This window comes from Paeniglutamicibacter antarcticus, assembly GCF_039544305.1.
GTDB classification, from domain to species: Bacteria; Actinomycetota; Actinomycetes; order Actinomycetales; family Micrococcaceae; genus Paeniglutamicibacter; species Paeniglutamicibacter antarcticus_C.
On the sequence record NZ_BAABLK010000033.1, the window covers coordinates 25294 to 47770 of the forward strand.

Annotated in this window: 18 protein-coding genes; 13 read left to right on the forward strand and 5 right to left on the reverse strand. The window is 61.6% G+C overall.

The genetic code is table 11. The features are described from left to right. Window positions 1-130: 130 nt before the first annotated feature. Window positions 131-1243: a fatty acid desaturase family protein gene (locus ABEA12_RS10965; protein ID WP_210101772.1), complete on the forward strand. Its 1113-nt coding sequence runs from the start codon at window positions 131-133 to the stop codon at window positions 1241-1243. A gap of 614 nt (window positions 1244-1857) precedes the next feature. On the opposite strand, the gene ABEA12_RS10970 is transcribed toward ABEA12_RS10965, so the two are convergent. Continuing rightward, a complete protein-coding gene (locus tag ABEA12_RS10970; protein WP_210101771.1) occupies window positions 1858-3258 on the reverse strand; it encodes an MFS transporter in 1401 nt (466 codons plus the stop codon). A gap of 167 nt (window positions 3259-3425) precedes the next feature. On the opposite strand from ABEA12_RS10970, the gene ABEA12_RS10975 reads away from it, so the two are divergent. The 6 genes from ABEA12_RS10975 to ABEA12_RS11000 all read left to right on the forward strand — a co-directional run bounded on the left by ABEA12_RS10975 (window position 3426) and on the right by ABEA12_RS11000 (window position 9192). Continuing rightward, on the forward strand, window positions 3426-4343 hold the full coding sequence (locus ABEA12_RS10975) for a LysR substrate-binding domain-containing protein (RefSeq protein WP_210101770.1): 918 nt from the start codon (window positions 3426-3428) through the stop codon (window positions 4341-4343). Window positions 4344-4862: 519 nt separating this feature from the next. After that, on the forward strand, window positions 4863-5384 hold the full coding sequence (locus ABEA12_RS10980) for a hypothetical protein (RefSeq protein WP_210101769.1): 522 nt from the start codon (window positions 4863-4865) through the stop codon (window positions 5382-5384). 264 nt (window positions 5385-5648) lie between these two features. Further along, window positions 5649-6443, forward strand: a complete 795-nt coding sequence (locus tag ABEA12_RS10985) for an exodeoxyribonuclease III (RefSeq protein ID WP_210102654.1) — start codon at window positions 5649-5651, stop codon at window positions 6441-6443. Between the two features lie 16 nt (window positions 6444-6459). Next, window positions 6460-7497, forward strand: coding sequence for a tryptophan--tRNA ligase (gene trpS, locus ABEA12_RS10990; protein WP_345468142.1), 1038 nt, complete (start codon window positions 6460-6462; stop codon window positions 7495-7497). Window positions 7498-7499: 2 nt separating this feature from the next. Continuing rightward, a complete protein-coding gene (locus tag ABEA12_RS10995) occupies window positions 7500-8057 on the forward strand; it encodes a 2'-5' RNA ligase family protein (protein WP_210101767.1) in 558 nt (185 codons plus the stop codon). Next, entirely contained in the window at window positions 8038-9192 is a 1155-nt protein-coding gene (locus ABEA12_RS11000) for a YihY/virulence factor BrkB family protein (protein WP_210101766.1), read from the forward strand. Before ABEA12_RS10995 ends, ABEA12_RS11000 begins: the two co-directional genes overlap by 20 nt. A 180-nt stretch (window positions 9193-9372) precedes the next feature. Here the strand turns inward: ABEA12_RS11000 and ABEA12_RS11005 are convergent, their stop codons facing one another. Genes ABEA12_RS11005 through sdhC form a run of 4 tightly spaced genes read right to left on the reverse strand, consistent with a single transcriptional unit; the run spans window position 9373 to window position 12826 of the window. Then, window positions 9373-10155 (reverse strand): succinate dehydrogenase iron-sulfur subunit, encoded by a 783-nt coding sequence (locus tag ABEA12_RS11005; protein WP_210101765.1) that lies wholly within the window; start codon window positions 10153-10155, stop codon window positions 9373-9375. Then, window positions 10155-11942 (reverse strand): succinate dehydrogenase flavoprotein subunit, encoded by a 1788-nt coding sequence (gene sdhA, locus ABEA12_RS11010; RefSeq protein ID WP_210101764.1) that lies wholly within the window; start codon window positions 11940-11942, stop codon window positions 10155-10157. The genes ABEA12_RS11005 and sdhA overlap by 1 nt, the downstream gene beginning before the upstream one ends. A gap of 53 nt (window positions 11943-11995) precedes the next feature. Further along, window positions 11996-12442, reverse strand: coding sequence for a succinate dehydrogenase hydrophobic membrane anchor subunit (locus tag ABEA12_RS11015; protein ID WP_210101763.1), 447 nt, complete (start codon window positions 12440-12442; stop codon window positions 11996-11998). Window positions 12443-12445: 3 nt separating this feature from the next. Then, window positions 12446-12826 carry a succinate dehydrogenase, cytochrome b556 subunit gene (sdhC, locus tag ABEA12_RS11020; RefSeq protein WP_345468147.1) on the reverse strand — a complete coding sequence of 127 codons (381 nt, stop codon included), beginning with the start codon at window positions 12824-12826 and terminating at the stop codon, window positions 12446-12448. A 267-nt stretch (window positions 12827-13093) separates the two neighbouring features. Between sdhC and ABEA12_RS11025 the strand changes: the two genes are divergently transcribed. The 6 genes from ABEA12_RS11025 to ABEA12_RS11050 all read left to right on the forward strand — a co-directional run bounded on the left by ABEA12_RS11025 (window position 13094) and on the right by ABEA12_RS11050 (window position 22464). Beyond that, a complete protein-coding gene (locus ABEA12_RS11025; protein ID WP_210101761.1) occupies window positions 13094-14206 on the forward strand; it encodes a mannose-1-phosphate guanylyltransferase in 1113 nt (370 codons plus the stop codon). A 231-nt stretch (window positions 14207-14437) separates the two neighbouring features. Further along, on the forward strand, window positions 14438-16630 hold the full coding sequence (gene betT / locus ABEA12_RS11030) for a choline BCCT transporter BetT (RefSeq protein WP_210101760.1): 2193 nt from the start codon (window positions 14438-14440) through the stop codon (window positions 16628-16630). Continuing rightward, window positions 16627-18114, forward strand: a complete 1488-nt coding sequence (locus ABEA12_RS11035; RefSeq protein WP_210101759.1) for an aldehyde dehydrogenase family protein — start codon at window positions 16627-16629, stop codon at window positions 18112-18114. Before betT ends, ABEA12_RS11035 begins: the two co-directional genes overlap by 4 nt. Before the next feature lie 14 nt (window positions 18115-18128). Next, window positions 18129-19733: a GMC family oxidoreductase gene (locus ABEA12_RS11040; protein WP_345468153.1), complete on the forward strand. Its 1605-nt coding sequence runs from the start codon at window positions 18129-18131 to the stop codon at window positions 19731-19733. A 172-nt stretch (window positions 19734-19905) separates the two neighbouring features. Then, a complete protein-coding gene (locus tag ABEA12_RS11045; protein WP_210102652.1) occupies window positions 19906-21111 on the forward strand; it encodes an amidohydrolase in 1206 nt (401 codons plus the stop codon). A 255-nt stretch (window positions 21112-21366) separates the two neighbouring features. Beyond that, window positions 21367-22464 (forward strand): BMP family lipoprotein, encoded by a 1098-nt coding sequence (locus ABEA12_RS11050; RefSeq protein WP_210101758.1) that lies wholly within the window; start codon window positions 21367-21369, stop codon window positions 22462-22464. The last annotated feature ends 13 nt before the right edge of the window (window positions 22465-22477 follow it).

A 22477-nucleotide genomic window follows, 5' to 3' on the forward strand; every position in this document is an offset into this window, starting at 1 on the left:
TTAATTGGTCTCTTCCTGCAACGATCAGGTGCTACACATGCGTAGCGCGTAGGATTACTCAATACAGGAACCGAGACTTTCAGTTCTTTCGACTGAATTTGTCGCCCTACTCGCTATACGGGAGTGACCCTTGAACAGTACGAGTTCCACCCTTTCTGACCCGGCACCGAAGCAACGCGTAGCGCGTGGTTCCGCCGGAGCCAACAATTACCGCCACTTGAAGATCCGTGTCCGAGATGCCGGACTTCTGGGACGCCGCAAGGGTCATTATCTTGTGATCTCGAGCGTGCTTATCCTCTTGCTTGGCGGAGCCGTCACCGGTTTCGTGCTCTTGGGGCATAGCTGGTTCCAACTTCTTATTGCCGCCGCCATAGGCATAATTCTGACCCAGTTTGCGTTCCTCACCCATGAGGCCTCGCACCGTCAAATCCTGACCTCGGGCCCGGCCAACGACAGGATCGGTCGTTTCCTGGCCAACATCGTTGTCGGCATCAGCTACCAGTGGTGGATGAACAAGCACAACAAGCACCACGCCATGCCTAACACCATCGGCAAAGATCCGGATATCGAGTGGGACACCATCTCGTTCCAAACCGAGGACGCCCAAAAGCAAAAGGGTTTCCTGAAATGGATCACCGAGCGCCAAGGCTACTTGTTCTTCCCGTTGCTGACCCTGGAAGGTTTCAACCTTCACATGCAGTCGATCAAGTACTTGTTCACCGGCGAACGGGTCAAGAATCGCCGTCGCGAAATCATCACCATCTCCATTAGGTTGGCCGTTTACGTGGCAGCCATCTACATCTTCCTGCCCATCGGTATCGCTTCGGCGTTCATCGGTGTGCAGCTGGCAGTGTTCGGTGTCTACATGGGGGCGTCCTTTGCGCCGAACCACAAGGGCATGCCGATGATCCCCAAGGAGTCGCGCATCGACTTCTTCTCGCGGCAGGTATTGACTAGCCGCAACGTCATGGCGCGCTCCAAGTGGGGCAACAGCGTACTGTCCCACGTCTTCGGTGGATTGAACTACCAGGTCGAGCACCACCTCTTCCCCTCGATGCCCAGGGCCAACCTCGCCAGCGTCGCCGAGATCGTTCGCGAATACTGCCATGAACTCAAGGTTCCCTATACCGTCGCCACGGTGACCCAGTCCTATGGTCAGGTCGTCACCTACCTGAACAAGGTAGGGCTTTCGGCCCGCGACCCATTTGACTGCCCCATGGTCAGCGAGTTCCGACCCTACTAAGCTTCAAGGCTCCCGTTTCATAATCCCGAGCAGGGCATGGCGGACAACTACACAACAGACTGCGCCCGCGAAAGCCGAGAATCCGGTTTCCGCGGGCGCAGCTGACTTCGCTCCATATCGCGGATTGAGGTGCCACAGGCCCAGGGCTCTGGACATCTCGATTTAATTGATCTGCCCAGGAAACGCGAATGTGACTATTTATACCGAAGAGCCCCTTGGTATTCCGCGGTTATGACTCGGTGGTCTCTGCAAAATCAGGATGACTTATTATATCGAGCTCCTACACCGGGGCTGCTCAGATACGGTTCAAGTTCCTCGTGATACTGCGGATTTTCCAATTTGATCTCGGGCCGATGTCCGGAGCCCTGAGGCCAGATGGACCGCCGTATGTCTCTTGCCGGAGCGCTCTCCCGGGGATCCCTGACGCTCCATGTAGCGGGGAACGGATCCATGCAACAGGCTCGCCACGGCGCGGAAGGTTTGGCGGTGGCGCATGCCACAGGGCGCAAGAGCGCACAAGGCCGTGGCCGTGGCCGCGCCTCGCCCCGTGTAAAGTCCAGGGGAGCAGCGGCCACGGCCGTGAAGGTGGTTACTTGGGTTGCGGAGCCACAGCGTTAGTCGTGTGGGCTGGCCATCGGGTCAGTGGAAGGTGGGCGCTTGTCGAAGATCGTGGCACCGACTTCCTGCTCGGCTTGGTTCGTGAATGATAGGTCGATGCCGCTGCGATCCCGAAGCACGCTAACGGCAACCAGGCCTATGAGCGCCATGGCAACAAGGTAGACGGATACCGCGGTGGTCCCTCCCGTGGCTTGGACCAGTGCCGTGGCAATCATCGGTGCGAAGGCACCACCAATGATTGCACCCAGTGCATAGGAAATCGAGACCCCGGAGAAGCGAACCGAAGCGGGGAACATCTCGGAGTACAGGGCCGCCTGCGGACCATAGGTCAGTCCAAGGCCGACCGCGAAGAGGGCAAACGCAAGGTACAGCATGCCCAATGAGGCGGTGTTGACCATCCAGAAGAGCGGGAAGAGCACCAAGATCAAGGCGACGAACCCTACTTGGTACGTGCGCTTGCGTCCGATCTTGTCAGCCAAGTAGCCCGAGAGAAGCGTGAAAATGAACCACATGACGGCGGCGAATGACACCGCGATGAGCACCGGGGTACGTTCAAAGCCGATCGGCCCGTCGGGGTCCGTGGTGTAGGCCTGGATGAATCCGCCGGTGGTCATGTAGCCCGCGGCGTTGTTGCCGGCAAAGACCAGAGCGGCAAGGATGACCAAGAGCCAGTGCTTGCGGAACAGCTCAACGATGGGCACTTTGGTCTGGGCCTTTTTGGTGGCGATTTCCTCGAAGATCGGGGATTCATCAACCGTCCGGCGAATCAGGTATCCCACAACGATCAGGACAAAGCTGAGCAGGAACGGTACGCGCCAGCCCCACTCAACGAACTGTTCACCCGGGGATATGACCCCGGTCATGAGTGCCATGGTTCCCGAAGCCAACAGCATGCCCAAGGGCACACCCAGCTGCGGGTAGGCTCCAGCCCGGCCACGACGATCCTTCGGTGCGTGTTCCACCGCCATCAGGACCGCGCCTCCCCATTCCCCGCCGGCTGAGATGCCTTGGAGGATACGCAGGGTCAGCAGCAGGATCGGGGCCAACACCCCGGCAGTGGCGTATGTCGGAAGAACCCCGATGAGCGTTGTGGCTGAACCCATCATGATCAGGGTGATAACCAGGATGGCCCGTCGGCCAACCTTGTCGCCGTAGTGGCCCGCGAGGAATGCTCCCAGCGGGCGGAACAGGAAGGAAATGCCCACGGAGGCAAAGGAGAGCAGCAAACCAATTTCCGCGCCTGCCGGCTTGAAGAAAAGGTCAGCGAAGATCAGGCCGGCTGCCGTGGCGTAAATAAAGAAGTCGTACCATTCAATCGTTGTGCCGATGATCGTGGCAAAAGCGACCCGTCGCTGATTGCTGCGCTGGTACTGGGTGCGGGAGTTGGCGGTACTCATGGTGCTCCTCTTCGAGCAGGTCTTGCATATTGAAAATGGCCACTAGGTGCGTGGCATGGGGCATTTGCCGACGCCTGCCGGTCGGCTGTGTCATCTCCAAGTGTTACAGCCCACAGAAGTTAGGTAAACTTCATTTAAGTGCACTACTTATTTGATTGGGCTTAAGAATGACTCGATTCTCACTCCGACAACTAGAAATGCTGGCCGAGCTTCCGCGGCACTCGACCCTTGGCTCGGCGGCGGCAGCTTTGTCGATCTCCGAATCGGCGCTTTCCCAGGCGATCAGCGCAGTGGAAAAGATTGCGGGGGAGCAACTGTGCGTCCGGCGAAAGTCGCGAGGGGTATGGATGACCCCGGCGGGACAGGATTTTGCCACGCGTGCGGCACGTATCGTTGCCGATGCCGTGGAATTGGCGAATTCCTTTCCGCGCGCAGGCGGTTCCCTGCGCGGCCCAGTGGCCGTTGGATGCTTCGCATCGTTTGCCAGCCATGTGGTGCCTTCGATGCTTGAGGGTTTCCGTGCCCTCCATCCGGAGGTTGAGGTCGCTGTGCACGTCGGTACCCACGACGACTTGCTCCCGGCCCTGGAAAACGGCGAACTCGATATGGCGCTGGTCTACGATCTTTTCCTCCCCACCGGATTCTCCAAACGTACGATCTATGAAACGCAACTTGAGGTAGTTCTCCACCCCGCACATCCACTGGCCGCCCGGGAATCGATTGAGCTGGCGGAATTGGAAGCTGAGCCGCTGGTGAACTACGAATCCAGCCCCAGCACCGAAAATACACGCAAGCTCTTTTCAGAGGCAGGGCTTCATCCCCGCGTTGCGTACTCGCTTCCTCAAGTGGTGTTGGTCAACGCCATGGTAGGCCGCGGACTGGGTTACGGGTTGCTCATGTCACGACCCAACAACCCACCACACACCTTGGATGGATTGCCGGTGGCGATCAGGAAGCTGCGGCCCCCGAACAGCCCGAGTGCTGTAGTTGCGATTTGGCCCCGGGTATCCGACCTTGGGCCCAGAGCCTCCGCCTTGCTGGAACACTGCATCTCAGCCATGGAAGATGCTTGGGCTCCCCTGTAGATACTGGGTGCCCACCCCGAGGATGAGCAGAGAACGCATCGGCATGTCCCGGCGAGAGGGGGCTGATCCCGGGCTGAATCGGCACTGGAATCCTTGGAATGCCGAGTGGTGGCCGGCGCCGCCTTAGTGGAGCCGCCGCGGTGGGCGCTCCGCGAAGCGGCTGGAATCAACGCGGTGACGTGCGAGCATCAATTTGCTAATCGTAAAGGCAGTGGATGTATATACAACTATGATTCGTTCAGTTCACTGATATCGAGTCTATCGAAATAGCGACAATGTTCCGCTGGCACGGAATACCGGGCGTACTCGATACCCCGGTTCGAACCAAGGAGTGGTTCCCTGGATACCGGCGCGAGCCTTCCCCCGGTTCTCAGGGAACACGGGAATAGGGCATTGGCTCGTAAGGCCTTGGCTTATCCGGAAGATGGGTTTTACTGCACAAGTGCGAGCGATTAAGCTGACAAGCTTAATCCACGCCCCAATTCGATCCTGTCGCAGAGGATTTGAGATAATAAAGTCATGAATCCCCTCGGTAGTAGCTCCGCCCCCGCGCAGGGCAAGAAGATCACCATCAATGCATCGACGTTGTCGTTGGCCGTCATGGTCACTATTTTCCTGGTTGCCGTTGTTTTCGCGGCAAACCAGAACGACGTCGTGGGCTGGTTTGTTGTGGTCATCTCGTTGGGCTGGCTGTTGCTTTCGGCCTTTCTTGTCTTTGGACTGAAGCGAGGTGCAGCAAAGATGACAACCCAGCTCAAGGCCGCCACGGCCGCCGCCGCCCGTGGCCAGGGAAACGCGGTCGCAAGCCCCGTGGTCCTTGACGAAGCGACCAGGAACAGGGACCTGAAGCTTGACCATTCCTTCAAGATCATTCAGGTTCAGGTCGGCGTGGTCAACGAATACCGTGTCCAAAAAGGCACCGACGCCTCAGGGATGGTTGGCCGGGCCTTGGAAACCATCGAGATCACCGCGTCGAACGCGCGAGAGATGATGAAACCTTCAGGTCGCGGCGAACCGCTGACCGGCGAGGTCATCGACTAGAAACGGGTTCGTTCGCCACCGACGCCACACCCGGCTAAGAGGGCTGGGAAACCATCGAGATCACCGCGTCGAACGCGCGAGAGATGATGAAACCTTCAGGTCGCGGCGAACCGCTGACCGGCGAGGTCATCGACTAGAAACGGGTTCGTTCGCCACCGACGCCACACCCGGCTAAGAGGGCTGGGAAACCCTCCAGCAACTATCTGTAAGGTTGATGACGTGATACCTACTTCTGAAGAGATCCTGGTCAAGTCCGACGGCTCAATGCGTGTTGCTTCGGTGAACGTCAATGGCATCCGCGCCGCATACAAGCGCGGCATGGCCGACTGGATCGCCGCCCGTAACATCGACTTGTTGTGCCTCCAGGAAGTACGGGCGCCCGACGCCATCCTGAGGGAGCTCGTTGGCGAAGGCTGGCACATCCTGCACGCCGAAGCCAAGGACAAGGGCCGTGCCGGGGTTGCGATCCTGTCCAGGAACGAGCCAGTGGCAACGCGCAGCCACATCGGAGAAGAATACTTCGAGACCGCAGGACGATGGGTAGAAGCCGATTTCGCCTTGGCCGACGGGGAGATCCTGACCGTCGTGAGCGCATACGTGCATTCCGGTGAGGTCGATACGCCCAAGCAGGTCGACAAATACCGTTTCCTCGACGTGATGACCACGCACCTTCCTGCGCTCAAGGCGGAAAAGGAACATGTGCTCGTGGTGGGAGACCTCAACGTCGGACACACGAAGCTGGACATCAAGAACTGGAAGGGCAACGTGAAGCGTTCCGGTTTCCTGCCCGAGGAACGTGCCTACTTCGACCGCTTCTTCGGCGAGGAGATCGGCTACAAGGATGTTGCCCGCGGGTTGGCGGGCGAGGTCGATGGACCATTCACCTGGTGGTCGTGGCGGGGGCAGGCCTTCGTCAACGACACCGGATGGCGCATCGATTACCAGATGGCCACCCCGGATCTTGCCTCCCGCGCGACAAAATCTGTTGTTGACCGCGCGTCAAGCTATGACGTGCGCTTCTCGGACCACGCTCCGCTGGTCGTCGATTACCAGTTCTAAAGGACTTTTCAACATCATGAGCGATACCTTCGCCATCCCCGCCCGGCCCCGCGTGCTTTCCGGAATGCAGCCCTCGGGAGACTCCTTGCACCTGGGCAATTACCTCGGAGCGCTGGTCAACTGGGTCAAGACCCAGGATGACTACGATGCGTTCTTCTTCATTCCGGACATGCATGCGATCACCGTGCCGCAAGATGCGGCAGGACTGCGCGAGCGCACCCGCAAGACTGCAGCGCAGTTCATTGCCGGCGGCATCGATCTGGAGAAATCAACGCTTTTTGTACAGTCGCAGGTGCCCGAGCACGCGCAACTGGCCTGGGTGCTGAACTGCATCACCGGGTTCGGCGAGGCCAGCCGGATGACCCAGTTCAAGGACAAGAGCTCCAAAGGGGGTGCTGACGCATCCTCGGTGGGCCTGTTCACCTACCCGGTGCTGATGGCTGCCGATATCCTGCTCTATCAGCCGCAGGGAGTTCCGGTGGGAGATGACCAGCGCCAGCACGTGGAACTGGCCCGCGACCTGGCCACCCGGTTCAACCACCGATACGGCGAAACCTTCGTGGTGCCCGAGGCCTTCATCAAGAAGGAGGGTGCACGCATTTACGACCTGCAGAACCCCACTTCCAAGATGTCGAAGTCTTCCTCCAGCCCCAACGGCCTGATTAACGTACTGGATGACGCCAAGACCGTCTCCAAACGCATCAAATCGGCGGTGACCGACGACGATACGGTCGTCGCCCACGACCGGGCCAGCAAGCCCGGTGTCACCAACCTGCTTGAGATCCTGTCTTCGGTCACCGGCACCCCGATCCTGACCCTGGTCAACGAATTCGAGGGCAAGATGTATGGGCACCTGAAGGTGTCTGTTGCCGATGCCGTAGTCGAGACACTGGCACCGGTCCGGGCACGTACCCTTGAATTGCTCGAGGACCCGGCGGAACTTGACTCGATCCTGGCCTCCGGAGCGCTAAAGGCCCGCGAGGTCGCCTCGCGGACCCTGCAGGATGTCTACGCGCGTGTTGGCTTCATGCCACCTGTGGGTGGGATCCGCTAGCAATGGCTGTCAGAACGGGGACAAGAAGCGCAGGTGCCGTCGCCCAAGCGACGGCACTGGGGGTCGTCATCGAGATCCCGTCCCCGCTTGACGCCTCGCTGATCGACTGGCGCAGGAGGTACGGAGGGGAGCAAGCCGCTGCGGTGGCCCCGCACGTCACCTTGGTCTCGGGGTCCACCACCGACTGGGACTGTGCGGCGGCCCACGTGCGGGATGTCGCTTCACGTACGTCCGTTTTCACGGTGTGCCTGCGTGGGACAGGAACCTTCCGACCCATCTCCCCGGTCGTCTTCCTGAACGTCACGGAGGGTGCCGAGGAATGCGGCAACTTACACGATGCGTTGGTTGCCGGCCCCTTGCTTCACGAACTCACCCACGGATACCATCCGCACCTGACCATTGCCCACGAGGTAGAAGAAGCGGCCATGGACCGTGCCCAGGAAGAACTCCGGGGTGCCTCCATGGATTTCGTTGTCCAAAAGATCGGCCTTTTCGGCATGGATTCCACCGGGGCCTGGTCAAGGCGCGAGGAGTTGGGACTTGACGGGCCGACGCTTTAGTTACCGCACCGCAGTCCAGTGGGACAACGAGGATGACGTTGAACCAGCAGACGACACCGGGAGCGGTTACGACCCGGTCGCCGAGGAGCGGGGAACTAGGGCGCCAGGGGTAGTGGCTCGGAGGTTCGTCGGGGCACCGCCCGTGGCCCCGCCCTCGCCCCTGGATCCGCGAGCGCTTCAGGCCTTCATACGGCTGAAGGCCCAAGAACTCTATGCAGCACGTGCCGGCGGCACCCCTTGGCTCAAGACCAAGACTTTTTTCATTTTGCTGACCGCCAGGTTCTTTGCGCTGTACCCCATGCGCATATGGAACCTGTACATCAGGCGCCGCGGGCCGCTTCTTGCCGCCGGCGGAGCCTATCGAATGTTCTTCTCCATTGCCGCCATGCTGGTGGCGGGCTTTGCCGTTCTGGGTCTCTTCGCCAGTGACAACCCGGTGTTGCGAGACGGGGTGATCGACATGGTTGCCGCCACCACTCCGGGACTGATTGATACGGGTGGCGGGGGACTGGCCAAGCCGGAGGACCTCTTGGGCATTCGCCGCTTCGGCTGGACCCTGGGAATCTCCCTTGGCGCGTTGGTCTTCACCTCGCTGGGGTGGCTGGCCGGATTGCGTGAGGGCATCCGCACGATCTTTGGGTTGAAGCGTGACCGCTCCAACCCGGTGGTCTCCAAGCTGCGCGATGCCTTGCTCTTGATGGTGTTGGGAGTCGCATTGGTCGCATCCAGCGCCCTGGCCATCGGCTCGTCGTCCATGATCGAGACTGTGGCCGGGGTGCTGAGCCTCAACGGATGGTGGACCAACGTGTTGACCCGCGTTGGGTTCGTCGTTGCGATGTTTGTCTTGGATTGCGCCACGGCCTGGGTGCTGCTTCGCGTGGCGTCCCGGGCCAGGATGATCGAGGGAGGATTGCTCGCCGGCGTGTTGCTGGCCGGCGCGGGTGCCACAATCCTGCGGTTCCTCTCGGCTATGCTGTTGTCCTCGCTGACCAACAACGTGCTTTTGGCGCCTTTCGCTGTGATCCTGGGACTGTTCGTGTGGTTCAACCTGCTGAGCCAGGCCTACCTGCTGGCCGCGGCAATCGTCGCCGTGCGCTCAGCGGACATCCAACGCACCCGACCGAGCAAGGCATAGTCCGGCCCGATTCGGGGTCCCAAAAGCCCCTGTTGCGCACCCTGGGCGCCCTACAGGATGCCAAAGGTGCGTATCCCCGATCGGCAGGGGACCTGGACCAGGAGCGCGAAGTCTCCCTTGACGCAGTGTGGTCCGGTTTCCCGCGAGGGAAACCGGACCACACTTAGGTCTAGCTGGAAACTAGACGGAGCGCGACAAGATGGCCTGCTTGACCTCGGCGATGGCCTTGGTCACTTGGATGCCACGGGGGCATGCTTCGGTGCAGTTGAAGGTAGTGCGGCAGCGCCACACGCCTTCCTTATCGTTGAGGATCTCCAAACGCATGTCCCCTGCATCATCGCGCGAGTCGAAGATGAAGCGGTGTGCGTTGACGATTGCCGCCGGGCCGAAGTACTGGCCGTCGGTCCAGAAAACCGGGCAGGAAGAGGTGCACGCGGCGCAAAGGATGCACTTGGTGGTGTCCTCGAACTTGGCGTGGTCTTCGGCGGACTGGTAGCGCTCGGCCGAAGGCTCATGGTCCTTGTTCATCAGGAACGGCATGATCTCGCGGTAGGACTGGAAGAACGGTTCCATGTCGACGATGAGGTCCTTTTCAAGGGGCAGGCCCTTGATGGCTTCAACGGTGATCGGCTTGGAGTGGTCCAGGTCCTTGAGCAAGGTCTTGCAGGCCAAGCGATTGCGGCCGTTGATACGCATCGCATCTGAACCGCAGACACCGTGGGCGCAGGAGCGGCGGAAGGACAGCGAACCGTCGTGCTCCCACTTGACCTTGTGAAGTGCATCGAGCACACGGTCGGTGCCATACATGGTTAGCTCAAAGTCTTCCCAGTAGGCATCGGCCGTGGTTTCGGGCAAGTACCGGCGAACGCGCAGCGTGATGTTGAACTGCGGGATTTCTCCGCCGCCGCCGACTCCGGGCTTCAGCTCGATTTTCGAGGCTGGTTCTGGAAGTTCCGTGCTCATTAGTACTTACGCTCCATCGGCTGGTAACGGGTAAAGATTACTGGCTTGGTTTCCATGCGGATGCCCGGAATGCCTTCGGTGGTGGCCGTTGCGTCGCGGTAGGACATCGAGTGCTTCATGAAGTTCTCGTCGTCGCGGTCCGGGAAGTCCTCGCGGTAGTGCCCGCCGCGCGATTCCTTGCGGTGCATGGCCGCCGTGGTCATGACCTCCGCCATGTCCAACAGGAAGCCGAGTTCGATGGCCTCGAGCAGGTCAAGGTTGAAGCGCTTGCCCTTGTCCTGCACCGAAACGTCCTTGTAGCGCGTACGCAGATCCTCGATCACTTCAAGTGCCCGGGTCAGGGACTCCTTGTCGCGGAAGACCTGGACGTTGGCGTCCATGATGTCTTGGAGTTCCTTGCGAAGCACCGCAACGCGCTGGGTGCCGGTGGAGTTAAGCATGGAATTGATTTGGTCCGTGGTGAACTTCTCCGGATCCTCCGGAAGTTCAACGAACTCGGCGCCCAGTGCGTACTTGGCTGCGGAGATGCCCGCACGCTTGCCGAACACGTTGATGTCCAACAGCGAGTTGGTGCCCAAGCGGTTTGAACCGTGCACCGAGACGCAGGCGACCTCACCGGCTGCGAACAGCCCGGGAATGGTCGTTTCGCTGTCCTGGAAGACCTCGGTGTCAACGTTGGTCGGGACACCGCCCATGACGTAGTGGGCCGTCGGGAAGACCGGCACCGGATCGGTGTAGGGCTCGACACCCAGATAGGTGCGGGCGAACTCGGTGATGTCCGGGAGCTTGGCATCGATGTGGGCCGGCTCCAAGTGGGTCAGATCCAGCAGGACGTAGTCCTTGTTCGGGCCGCAACCGCGACCCTCCCGCACCTCGTTGGCCATCGACCGGGCGACGATATCACGCGGTGCGAGGTCCTTGATGGTCGGGGCATAGCGCTCCATGAAGCGCTCGCCTTCGGAGTTGCGCAGGATGGCGCCTTCGCCACGTGCAGCCTCGGAAAGCAGGATGCCCAGTCCGGCCAGCCCGGTCGGGTGGAACTGGACGAATTCCATGTCCTCGAGCGGGATGCCCTTGCGGAAGGCGATGCCCATGCCGTCGCCAGTGAGGGTGTGGGCATTGGAAGTGGTCTTGAAGACCTTGCCGGCACCTCCGGTGGCGAAGATGACGGATTTGGCCTGGAAGACGTGGAGTTCGCCGGTCGCCAGGTCGTAAGAGACCACGCCGGCAACGCGCTTCTGCTTGTAGGCGGTGCCATCCTCGCGGAAGGCATCCTCCTCAACCAAGAGCATGTCCAAGACGTAGTACTCGTTGTAGAACTCAACGTTGTGCTTGACGCAGTTTTGGTACAGCGTTTGCAGGATCATGTGCCCGGTGCGGTCCGCTGCGTAGCAGGCGCGGCGCACGGCTGCCTTGCCGTGGTCACGGGTGTGCCCGCCGAAGCGCCGTTGGTCGATCTTGCCCTCGGGTGTGCGGTTGAAGGGCAGGCCCATCTTTTCCAGGTCAAGCACCGCGTCGATGGCTTCCTTGGCCATGATCTCCGCTGCATCCTGGTCAACCAGGTAGTCGCCGCCCTTGACCGTGTCAAAGGTGTGCCATTCCCAGTTGTCTTCCTCTACGTTGGCCAGTGCTGCACACATGCCACCCTGCGCTGCACCGGTGTGCGAACGGGTCGGGTAAAGCTTGGTGAGAACGGCCGTACGTGCGCGCTGGCCGGATTCAATGGCTGCGCGCATACCTGCGCCGCCAGCTCCGACAATCACGACGTCGTACTTGTGTACCTGCATACCTGATGCTCTCTTTTCTTGAATTCTTTGCGTCGGCGAACGAGGGCCGAAGATTACTGGCAAACCGTAAGGGTGCTACCGGCGATGCAAGGATCGAAGGTGAAGATCACCAGAGTGCCCAGAACAACGATGACGATGGTGGCTACGTAGAGAATGCCCTTGAGCCACGCACGGGTGGAATGCTTCTGGGCGTAGTCGTTGATGATGGTGCGCACGCCGTTGGTGCCGTGCAGCATGGCCAACCAGAGCATCGCCAAGTCCCAGAATTGCCAAACCGGGTTGGCCCACTTGCCGGCCACGAAGCCGAAGTCGATCCCGGAGATTCCGTCTCCGGCCATGAGGTTGATGAAGAGGTGAGTGAAGATCAAAATGATCAGTGCGACACCGGAGAGTCGCATGAAAAGCCATGCGACCATCTCGAAGCTTCCACGGGACTTGCGTGCGCGGACATACTTCGGGTCAAGTCGTTGGCTGCGGGGTGCAGCGATATCAGCCGACATGGGTTAGTGACCTCCAAAGGCGATTGACAGGTGGCGGATGGAGAATCCCACCATGGTGATGACCCACAGCGCCAGGACGCCCCAGAGCATCTGGCGGTGGTATTTGGTTCCCTGCTTCCAGAAGTCGACCAAGATCAGGCGAAGGCCATTGAATGCGTGGAAGACGATGGCAGCGACAAGAGCGGTCTCGCCCAAGGCCATCAACGGGTTCTTGTAGCTGGCCATGATCGCGTCATAGGCGCCGGGGGCTACCCGGACCAAGGACGTGTCGAGCACGTGGACCAAAAGGAATAAGAAAATAACGACACCCGTTATACGGTGCCCTACCCAAGACCACATGCCTTCGCGGCCGCGGTAGAGGGTGCCTGACGAAGCCTTCGACACTGAATTAACCTCCATGTCTCGCAAGGGCGCATGTGTATCTTCCACACACTAAATTGACGCCTTGGTGCGAGCGTTCCTTTGCCTGATCTTAGACCACCATGGGGGGCGCTGCCCATTATTTCCCTGCGGCGTGTGAGTAGGCTCACCGGATCAACCTTTCGGTTCGTTGGATATCCGGAAAATCCGCGAAATAGAGCAGGTAGGAGTGTCCTATTTTTGTGCTTGTCGACGAGGGATTCATCAGGTTCATCCATTACCCTTAGACGGATGAACGCAGAACTCTTGGCACGATTCCACGGGGTCATCCCCGCCGGAGGCGTCGGCACTCGTCTGTGGCCGCTTTCCCGCGCCGCGGCCCCTAAATTTCTCCACGACCTGACCGGCTCGGGATCAACGCTGATCCGCGCCACCTACGAGCGGCTCATCCCGCTGGCCGGTGAAAACATCATGGTGGTGACCGGCCGGGCCCACCGGACCGCGGTGCTGGCGCAGCTTCCGGAGCTTGATGACCTGAATCTTGTCCTGGAGCCGGACCCGAAGGACTCCGCCGCGGCCATCGGCCTGGCCGCCGCGATCCTCTACCTTCGCGACCCCGAGACCATCATGGGGTCCTTCGCCGCCGACCAGGTCATTGTCCCGGTCGAGGTTTTCCAGGATGCCGTGCGCGAGGCCATCCATACCGCAGCCACCGGCAAGATCGTGACCATCGGCATCCGTCCCACCCTGCCGTCAACCGGCTTCGGGTACATCAGGGCGGGGGAGAAGCTCGAGGTTTCCGGCGCCCCCACGGCACGCGACGTGGTCGAGTTTGTGGAAAAGCCAGACGAAGACACGGCACGTGGCTACCTGGCCGACGGTGGTTACCTGTGGAATGCCGGCATGTTCGTCGCTCCGGTGTCACTGATGCTCGAGCACCTGAAGCGCAGCGAGCCGTTGCTGCACGATGGCCTGATGGAAATAGCGGCAGCCTGGGAAACCGGCGACAGGGTCGAGACCATGAACCGCATCTGGCCCGATCTGCCCAAGACGGCCATCGACTACGCCGTGGCCGAGCCCGCCGCAGCGGCCGGGGACGTGGCCGTGATCCCCGGTGTCTTCAACTGGGACGACGTGGGGGACTTCGCCGCCATCGGACGGCTGAACCCGGCCAGCGAAAAAACGGGAGTCACTGTCGTGGGGTCCAATCCGCGGGTGTACTCGGACAACGCCACCGGTGTCGTGGTCACCGACTCCAAGCGCGTGATTGCCTTGATTGGCATCGACGACGTGGTGGTTGTCGACACACCGGATGCGCTGCTGGTCACCACCAAGGAACATGCGCAGTCGGTGAAGAGCACCGTGGAGAAGCTCAAGGCAGAGGGCGCTGTCGACGTCCTGTAAGGGCCGGCCCGCAGCTTCCCCGCCACGGGACACGCCGGAAACTTGTTTCTTTGGGAAAAATGGTTTTCCGGTCGTTCCGGCTGGTTGCTTTGCGTTCGGAATCCCCGAAATACCGAGAAGTAACATTTTTTTGGCGCGTATTCAACATCGGTGAAGAATCTCACGAAAGCCCATGTGGTAGGCGTACACGAGCGCCGTACGCTCCCCATTTCGTTGCTATGCTCCTGATCCATGAGTGCCGTTAAGTATTCACCACGACCCCCTACGCCCAACGACAAGCCCGAAAGCGAGACCCCGCCCGCCGCGGGACCAAACCGCGTCAACAAAGTGGTGTTCTTCGGCTCCGCCACCGGAGTCCTTGCCGTGGCCCTGTGGGCGATCCTCTTCACCGAGAACGCCGACGCCCTCATCGGCACTGCCGTCACATGGGTGGGCTCGACTTTCGGCTGGTGGTACTCCCTGGTCGTGGTCACGGCCCTGGTATTCGTCATCGGGGTGGCGCTCTCCAAGGTCGGCAAGACCCGGTTGGGCCCGGACCACTCCCGGCCGACCTTCAACCTCTTCACCTGGACGGCGATGCTCTTTGCCGCCGGCATCGGGATCGATTTGATGTTCTTCTCGGTCTCCGAGCCCGTGGCCCAGTTCCTGGCCCCACCCACCGGTGACGGAAGCACTGTCGAGGCCGCGCGGCAGGCCTTGGTCTGGACGCTGTTCCATTACGGGATCCTCGGGTGGGGGCTCTACGCGTTGATCGGTTTGGCGCTGGGCTACTTCGCCTACCGGCACAACCTTCCGCTGTCCATCCGCTCGGCCCTCTACCCGATCCTTGGCAAGCGTATCCATGGCCCGCTGGGCCACGGCGTGGACATCGCCGCAGTGCTGGGAACCATCTTCGGCATCGCGACCTCATTGGGCATCGGCGTCGCCCAGCTGAACTTCGGGCTCTCCTTCATGTTCGGCGTCGGGGAAAGCACCTCGTGGCAGATCGCACTGATCGTCATCGCCGTTGTGATGGCCACGATCTCGGTGCTGACCGGGGTGGAAAAGGGCATTCGCCGGCTTTCCGAGATCAACGTGATCCTGTGCGTCGCACTGATGCTCTTCGTGCTGTTTGCCGGCAAGACCCGCTACCTGCTTGACGGGATCATCCTGAATGTCGGGGACACGATCTCCCGCTTCCCGGGCATGGCACTGAACACCTTCGCCTACGACCGCCCCGATGACTGGCTCAACGGCTGGACCTTGTTTTTCTGGGCCTGGTGGATCGCCTGGGCCCCGTTCGTCGGGCTTTTCCTGGCCCGCATCTCACGCGGCCGGACCATCCGCCAGTTCATCACCGGCGTACTGGTTGTCCCTTTCGCGTTCATCCTGCTGTGGATCTCCATCTTCGGCAACAGCGCCCTGGACCTGGTGCGAAACGGCAACGCCGCCTTCGGGGACGTGGCGATGAACCATCCGGAGCGGGCCTTCTACTCGATGCTTGAGCAGTACCCGGCCCTCCCGCTGATCGCGGCGATCGCCACCTTCACCGGGTTGCTCTTCTACGTCACCAGTGCCGACTCCGGCGCCTTGGTGATGGCGAACTTCACCTCGCACCTCAACGACGCCGATTCCGACGGGCCCAAGTGGGTGCGCGTCTTCTGGTCGATGGCCACCGGCCTGCTGACATTGGCGATGCTCCTGGTCGACGGGGTGCCGACGCTGCAAAACGCCACGGTGATCATGGGGCTGCCGTTCTCCGTGGTGCTGGTGTTCATCATGCTGGGGCTCTACAAGGCACTACGCGTGGAACGCGCGTTGGCCGGAAGCTACAAGAACACCCTGCACACCGTCCTGACCTCGCGCACCGGATCCTCCGGGGTGGACCAGCGGCGCAGCTGGCGCCAACGACTGGCCCGTACCATGGCCTACCCCGGCAAGCGCCAGGCCCAACGCTTCGTCGAAGAAGTCGTTCAGCCGGCACTTGAAGAGGTCACCACCGAGTTCGCCCGCTCCGGGGTCATTGGTGAACTGGTACTGGAACCGGTCGGCAAGCTTGGCGTCAATTCCGTTGACCTCGTGGTCCCGCACGGCACCGAACGCCCGTTCAAGTACCAGGTCCACCCGGTCGCGCTCAAGGTCCCCAGCTACGCGCGGGACTCCTCCACCGGGGAGCAGTATTATCGCCTGGAAGTCTTCTCGCTCGAAGGTAGCCACGGATACGACCTCATGGGTTGCACCCGCGAACAGATCATCGGCGACGTACTTGACCAGTACGAAATCCATCTCTCCTTCCTGCGCGAGCAGGAGAACATGGATGGGCCCAGCACGATCGCCGAAGCCACCGCGCCCAAGACGGATTGGGACGCGGACTTCGAGAACCCGGCCACCGAGGCTGCAACACCAGATAGCGCGCAAACAACAAGGGAAGGCTCACTCTCATGACCGACACCATTTTCATCAACGGGTCCTGGAGCCCGGCAGTCGACGGCGGAACCCGGGACATCACCTGCCCTGGTAGCGGGGAACACGTGGCGACGGTCTCAGAAGGCAGCGCCGCAGACTCGGAACGTGCCATCGCCGCGGCCCGCGCATCCTTTGACTCGGGCGCCTGGGCCAAGGTCCCGGCCTCCGAACGTGGCGAGTTCCTGCTCAAGGTCGCTTCCCGGCTGATGGAGCGCCAAGAGGAATTCGCCCGAGCCGAGGCGCTGGACACCGGCAAGCGCATGTATGAGGCCCGCCTGGACATCGAGGCCATCGCGGACAGCTTCACGTACTTCGGCAAGGCCGCCGGGCTGGACGCCGGGCGGGTCGTGGATGCGGGGGATGCCAACATCGTCTCGCGCGTGGTCTTTGAGCCGGTCGGCGTGGTCTCCATGATCACCCCGTGGAACTACCCGCTGTTGCAGGCCGCCTGGAAGATCGCCCCGGCACTTGCCGCCGGCTGCTCCTTCATCCTCAAGCCCGCCGAGCTCACTCCCTCCACCTCCGTGCTGATGATGGACGTGCTTGATGAACTGGGCCTGCCTGCCGGTGTGGCCAATCTGGTCACCGGTGCAGGTTCGGTCGTGGGCCCGGTGCTCTCGGCGCACCGAGACGTGGACATGGTCTCCTTCACCGGGGGACTGGCCACCGGCAAGGTCATTGCCGCGGCCGCGGCGGGAACCGTGAAGAAGGTCGCACTGGAACTGGGCGGGAAGAACCCCAACGTCGTTTTCGCCGACGCCGACTTCGATGCCGCGGTGGACAACGCCCTCAACGGCGCGTTCGTGCATTCCGGCCAGGTCTGCTCCGCCGGCGCGCGCCTGGTCGTCGAGGAATCCATTGCCGAATCCTTCGTCGACGAACTGGTGCGCCGAGCCAAGCTCATCCGGCAGGGCGGACCCTTCGACGAGAACGCGGAAACCGGGGCGTTGATCTCCGCCGAGCACCTGGAAAAGGTCGATGCCTACGTGCACCGCGGCATCGCCGAGGGCGCACGGCTGCGCTGCGGCGGACGCGCGGCCACCAATGCGGACGGGGAGAACCTGGAAGCCGGGCACTACTACATGCCCACCGTGCTTGATAAGGTCACCGGTTCGATGTCCGTGGCCCAGGACGAGGCCTTCGGCCCCACGATCACCGTGGAAACCTTCAGCACCGAAGCGCAGGCGGTGGCCATCGGCAACGACACCGACTACGGGCTGGCCGGAGCGGTCTGGACCCAGGATGCCGGCAAGGCCCAGCGTGTCGCCGGGGCGCTGCGCCACGGGACCGTGTGGATCAACGACTTCCACCCCTACCTCCCGCAGGCCGAATGGGGCGGCTTCGGCCAATCCGGCATCGGCCGGGAGCTGGGACCCATGGGCCTGGGTGAATACCAGGAAGCAAAGCACATATACCAGAACCTCGACCCCCAAGTCACCGGCTGGTTCGACTCAAGGGCATAGAAAGGCTTTCAGCATTGAAGAACCAACACGTGGGCACCGAGAACACCACAACCCAAGACGCCGAATTCGACTACATCGTCGTCGGCGGAGGCTCCGCCGGTGCGGCCATTGCCGCGCGGCTGAGCGAAAACCCCGATGTGCGGGTGGCACTGGTCGAGGCCGGGCCGGATGACCGGGGGATCGAGGAGGTCCTGCAACTGGACCGATGGATGGAACTGCTGGAATCCGGCTACGACTGGGACTACCCGATCGAGGAGCAGCAAAGCGGCAACTCCTTCATGCGCCACTCCCGGGCCAAGGTCATGGGCGGTTGCTCGAGCCACAACTCCTGCATCGCTTTCTGGGCCCCGGCCGAGGACCTGGACGCATGGGAAACCGAGCACGGAGCCACCGGATGGAACGCCGAAACCGGGTTCCGGCTCTACAAGCAGCTCGAGACCAACGAGGACGCCGGACCCGAAGCGCCCCACCACGGGGACTCCGGACCGGTGAAGCTGATGAACGTGCCGCCCAACGACCCCTGCGGGGTGGCAGTGCTCGATGCCTGCGAACAAGCAGGGATCCCGCGCGCGAGGTTCAACAACAACGAAACGGTGCTCAACGGGGCAAACTTCTTTCAGATCAACAGGCAGCCCGACGGAACCCGGTCTTCCTCATCGGTCTCCTACATCCATCCAATCGTGCAGAGGAAGAACCTCACGCTGCTCACCGGGTTTCATGCCAAGAAGCTGGGATTCGATAGCTCGAAAAAGTGCACCGGCGTTGACGTGGTGGAGAGCGCCTTTGGCCGCACCACACACCTAGCAGTCCGCCACGAGGTCATCCTCTCGGCCGGTGCCATCTATTCGCCCAAGCTGCTGATGCTCTCCGGGATAGGCCCAGCCGAGCACTTGGCCGCCCACGGCATCGAGCTGCTCGTCGATTCCCCCGGCGTGGGATCGAACCTGCAGGACCATCCCGAGGGCGTGATCCAGTGGGAAGCCAAGAAGCCGATGGTCACCGAATCGACCCAGTGGTGGGAGATCGGGATCTTCTCCAACACCGTCGAGGGCCTTGACCGCCCGGATTTGATGATGCACTACGGATCGGTGCCTTTTGACATGCACACCGCTCGCCAGGGCTACCCGACCACGGAGAACGGCTTCTGCCTGACCCCGAACGTGACCCGGGCCAGATCCCGCGGCACCGTGCGGTTGCGCAGCCGCGACTACCGCGACAAGCCGAAGGTCGACCCGCGCTACTTCACCGATCCCGAGGGCCACGACATGGCCGTCATGATCGCAGGTATCCGCAAGGCCCGGGACATCGTCTCGCAGCCGGCGCTGGCTGAATGGGCGGGGGCGGAGCTGTACCCGGGCAAGGACGTGCAAAGCGACGAGCAGATTGCCGACTACATCACCCGAACGCACAACACCGTGTACCACCCAGCCGGGTCGGTGCGCATGGGTGCGACAACGGATTCGATGTCCCCGCTTGATCCCGAGCTGCGGGTCAAGGGCGTTTCCGGCCTGCGCGTTGCCGACGCCTCGGTGATGCCGGCACTGGTCACCGTGAACCCGAACATCACCGTGATGATGATCGGTGAACGCTGCGCCGAGATGATCAAGAACAACGCCTAAGTGCCTTGGTTCTGGCAAGGGCCCCTGCTCCGGCGTGTTTTACGCACCGCAGGCAGCGGCCCTTGCGGTGCCCACCGGCAATCGGCAGCACGAAGCGGCCCGAGGCAACAATTCGAAGTCCACTGCCCAAGGGCAGGTCCAAACGCGTATTGTCGATAAGGTGCGCACCAGTATGAATCAAGACCTGAGACTGCCCTCCGTCAAGCCATGGGTCAAGCCCCTGATGGACGAGCTGGTGGAATTCCGTCGCGAGATCCATGCCAACCCGGAGCTTTCCTTCGTGGAGTACAAGACCACCGAACGCATCATGAACCGGTTGCGTGAGGCAGGCTTGGAACCGATCGCCCTCGAAGAGACCGGCGCCTACGTCGACATCGGCACCGGGCCCATCGCCCTGGCCCTGCGCGCGGACATCGATGCGCTGCCGATCCTGGAGGAAACGGGCCTTGAATACTCCTCGGTCGTTGACGGGGTGGCGCACTCCTGCGGCCACGACATCCACACCACCGTGATGGTCGGGGTCGCCAAGGCGCTAAAGGCGATTGACGACGATTCCGGGCTGCAGGCACGGATCCGGGTGATCTTCCAGCCGGCCGAGGAAAAAATGCCCGGCGGCGCGTTGGCGGTGATCGCCGCCGGTGTACTCGACGATGTCCCGCGGATCCTGGCACTGCACTGCGAGCCGCGCATCGACGCCGGAAAGATCGGCACCCGCATCGGGGCGATCACCAGCGCGAGCGACACCATCAAGATCGAGCTCAACGGACGCGGCGGACACACCTCACGCCCGCACCTGACCGAGGACCTGGTATTCGCGATGAGCCAGATCGCCACCAACGTACCTGCCGTGCTTGGACGCCGCATCGACGTACGCAGCGCTGTCTCGGTTGTCTGGGGACAGATCCACGCGGGAAGCGCACCCAACGCGATCCCGGGCACCGGATACATGGCCGGCACCATGCGCTGCCTGGACGGCGAGGCTTGGGAAGGCGCCGGGGACATGCTCGACGAGGTCGTGCGCCAGATCGCCAGCCCGTACGGCGTCGAGGTCAAACTCGAACACATCCGCGGGGTCCCCCCGGTGATCAACACCGAGGAGGAGACCGACCTCATCGAGGACTCGGCCCGCTCAGAGCTTGGTTCACCGGCCATCGTGCTCACCCCGCAGTCCATGGGCGGGGAGGATTTCGCCTGGATGACCAACAAGGTTCCCGGTGCCATGATGCGCCTTGGTACCCGTACCCCCGGGGGCGAGGACTACGACCTGCATCGGGGGGACTACATCCCCGACGAGTCAGCCATCGAGGTTGGCGTTACAGTCATGACGGCCGCTGCCATGCGGGCGATTGCCCAGTTACGGGCGAATCCGGGCAGCTAGCGGATACGCGCAGCGTTATCTGGTTGTTATATTTGCGCTCCTCACGTTAAGCGTTTTACAGGCTAGGCTATGTGGGTGTGAAGAGGTCCTTTCCGATCAATGGTTTTCGTCTTTTCAAGGCGATCCGTCGATCGGCGAGTACCCACTCACGCTTGGCACCGCAGGTGGCTAACCACGGTGCCGAAATCGGCGAGGGGCGCCCGTTGCACATCCAAGCCATGACTTGTAGCTCGTAACTTTATGGAGGAAAACCCTATGCGCACCATCAAGCGCAAGACCGGCATGGCAGCAGCCGCGCTCGGCATTTCGGCACTCGTACTTTCCGGCTGTGGTGCAGCACCCGAGGACGGTGGGGCTTCCGGCTCTGCAGCATCCTCCGACTACCTCGGTTGCATCGTTTCGGACTCCGGCGGGTTCGACGACCAGTCCTTCAACGAATCCTCCTTCCGCGGCCTGACCCAGGCCGGCAAGGACCTCGGATTCAAGCCCAAGAGCGCCGAGTCCAAGGCCAACTCCGACTTCGCCACCAACCTCAACGGCATGATGAGCGCGAACTGCAACCTGACCATCACCGTTGGCTTCCTGCTCGGAGATGCCACCAAGGCCGCCGCCGAAGCCAATCCTGAGAAGCATTTCGCGATCGTTGACTTCGAATACGCCGACCCGATCAAGAACATCAAACCGATCATCTATGACACGGCCCAGGCCGCGTACCTTGCCGGCTACACCGCGGCAGCGCAGTCCAAGACCGGAACCGTTGCCACCTTCGGCGGTATCAAGATCCCGACCGTGACCATCTTCATGGACGGCTTCGCCGACGGCGTTGACAAGTACAACACCGACAAGAACAAGGACATCAAACTCCTTGGCTGGGACAAGAAAAAGCAGGACGGCACCTTCACCGGCGACTTCGAGAAGCAGGACAAGGGCAAGCAGGTCACCAAGAACTTCCTTGACCAGGGTGCGGACGTCATCATGCCCGTGGCGGGACCGGTCGGCAAGGGCGCCGGCGCTGCCGTGAAGGCTGCCAATGCATCGGGCAAGTCCGCCTCACTGGTATGGGTCGACTCCGATGGATTCCTGACCGCGCCTGACTACAAGGACGTCATGCTGACCTCGGTCATCAAGACTATGGACGAAGCAGTCGAGAAGGTCATCACCGAGGACAAGGCCGGGAACTTCGATTCCACCGCCTACGTCGGCACGCTGGAAAACAGCGGCGTCGCACTGGCACCGTTCCACGACTTCGACTCCAAGGTCTCCGACGAGACCAAGTCCGAGCTCGAAGCACTGAAGGCCGGGATCATCGACGGTTCGATCAAGGTCGAATCGGACTCCAGCCCGAAGTCCTAGCACCCATTTCCGG

What these genes read in the sequence shown, in the direction of transcription:
- ABEA12_RS10970 (WP_210101771.1), bottom strand. Translation starts at nt 3,258, where the DNA reads ATGAGTACCGCCAACTCCCGCACCCAGTACCAGCGCAGCAATCAGCGA.
- ABEA12_RS10975 (WP_210101770.1), top strand. Translation starts at nt 3,426, where the DNA reads ATGACTCGATTCTCACTCCGACAACTAGAAATGCTGGCCGAGCTTCCG.
- ABEA12_RS10980 (WP_210101769.1), top strand. Translation starts at nt 4,863, where the DNA reads ATGAATCCCCTCGGTAGTAGCTCCGCCCCCGCGCAGGGCAAGAAGATC.
- ABEA12_RS10985 (WP_210102654.1), top strand. Translation starts at nt 5,649, where the DNA reads ATGCGTGTTGCTTCGGTGAACGTCAATGGCATCCGCGCCGCATACAAG.
- trpS (WP_345468142.1), top strand. Translation starts at nt 6,460, where the DNA reads ATGAGCGATACCTTCGCCATCCCCGCCCGGCCCCGCGTGCTTTCCGGA.
- ABEA12_RS10995 (WP_210101767.1), top strand. Translation starts at nt 7,500, where the DNA reads ATGGCTGTCAGAACGGGGACAAGAAGCGCAGGTGCCGTCGCCCAAGCG.
- ABEA12_RS11005 (WP_210101765.1), bottom strand. Translation starts at nt 10,155, where the DNA reads ATGAGCACGGAACTTCCAGAACCAGCCTCGAAAATCGAGCTGAAGCCC.
- sdhA (WP_210101764.1), bottom strand. Translation starts at nt 11,942, where the DNA reads ATGCAGGTACACAAGTACGACGTCGTGATTGTCGGAGCTGGCGGCGCA.
- ABEA12_RS11015 (WP_210101763.1), bottom strand. Translation starts at nt 12,442, where the DNA reads ATGTCGGCTGATATCGCTGCACCCCGCAGCCAACGACTTGACCCGAAG.
- ABEA12_RS11025 (WP_210101761.1), top strand. Translation starts at nt 13,094, where the DNA reads ATGAACGCAGAACTCTTGGCACGATTCCACGGGGTCATCCCCGCCGGA.
- betT (WP_210101760.1), top strand. Translation starts at nt 14,438, where the DNA reads ATGAGTGCCGTTAAGTATTCACCACGACCCCCTACGCCCAACGACAAG.
- ABEA12_RS11035 (WP_210101759.1), top strand. Translation starts at nt 16,627, where the DNA reads ATGACCGACACCATTTTCATCAACGGGTCCTGGAGCCCGGCAGTCGAC.
- ABEA12_RS11045 (WP_210102652.1), top strand. Translation starts at nt 19,906, where the DNA reads ATGAATCAAGACCTGAGACTGCCCTCCGTCAAGCCATGGGTCAAGCCC.
- ABEA12_RS11050 (WP_210101758.1), top strand. Translation starts at nt 21,367, where the DNA reads ATGCGCACCATCAAGCGCAAGACCGGCATGGCAGCAGCCGCGCTCGGC.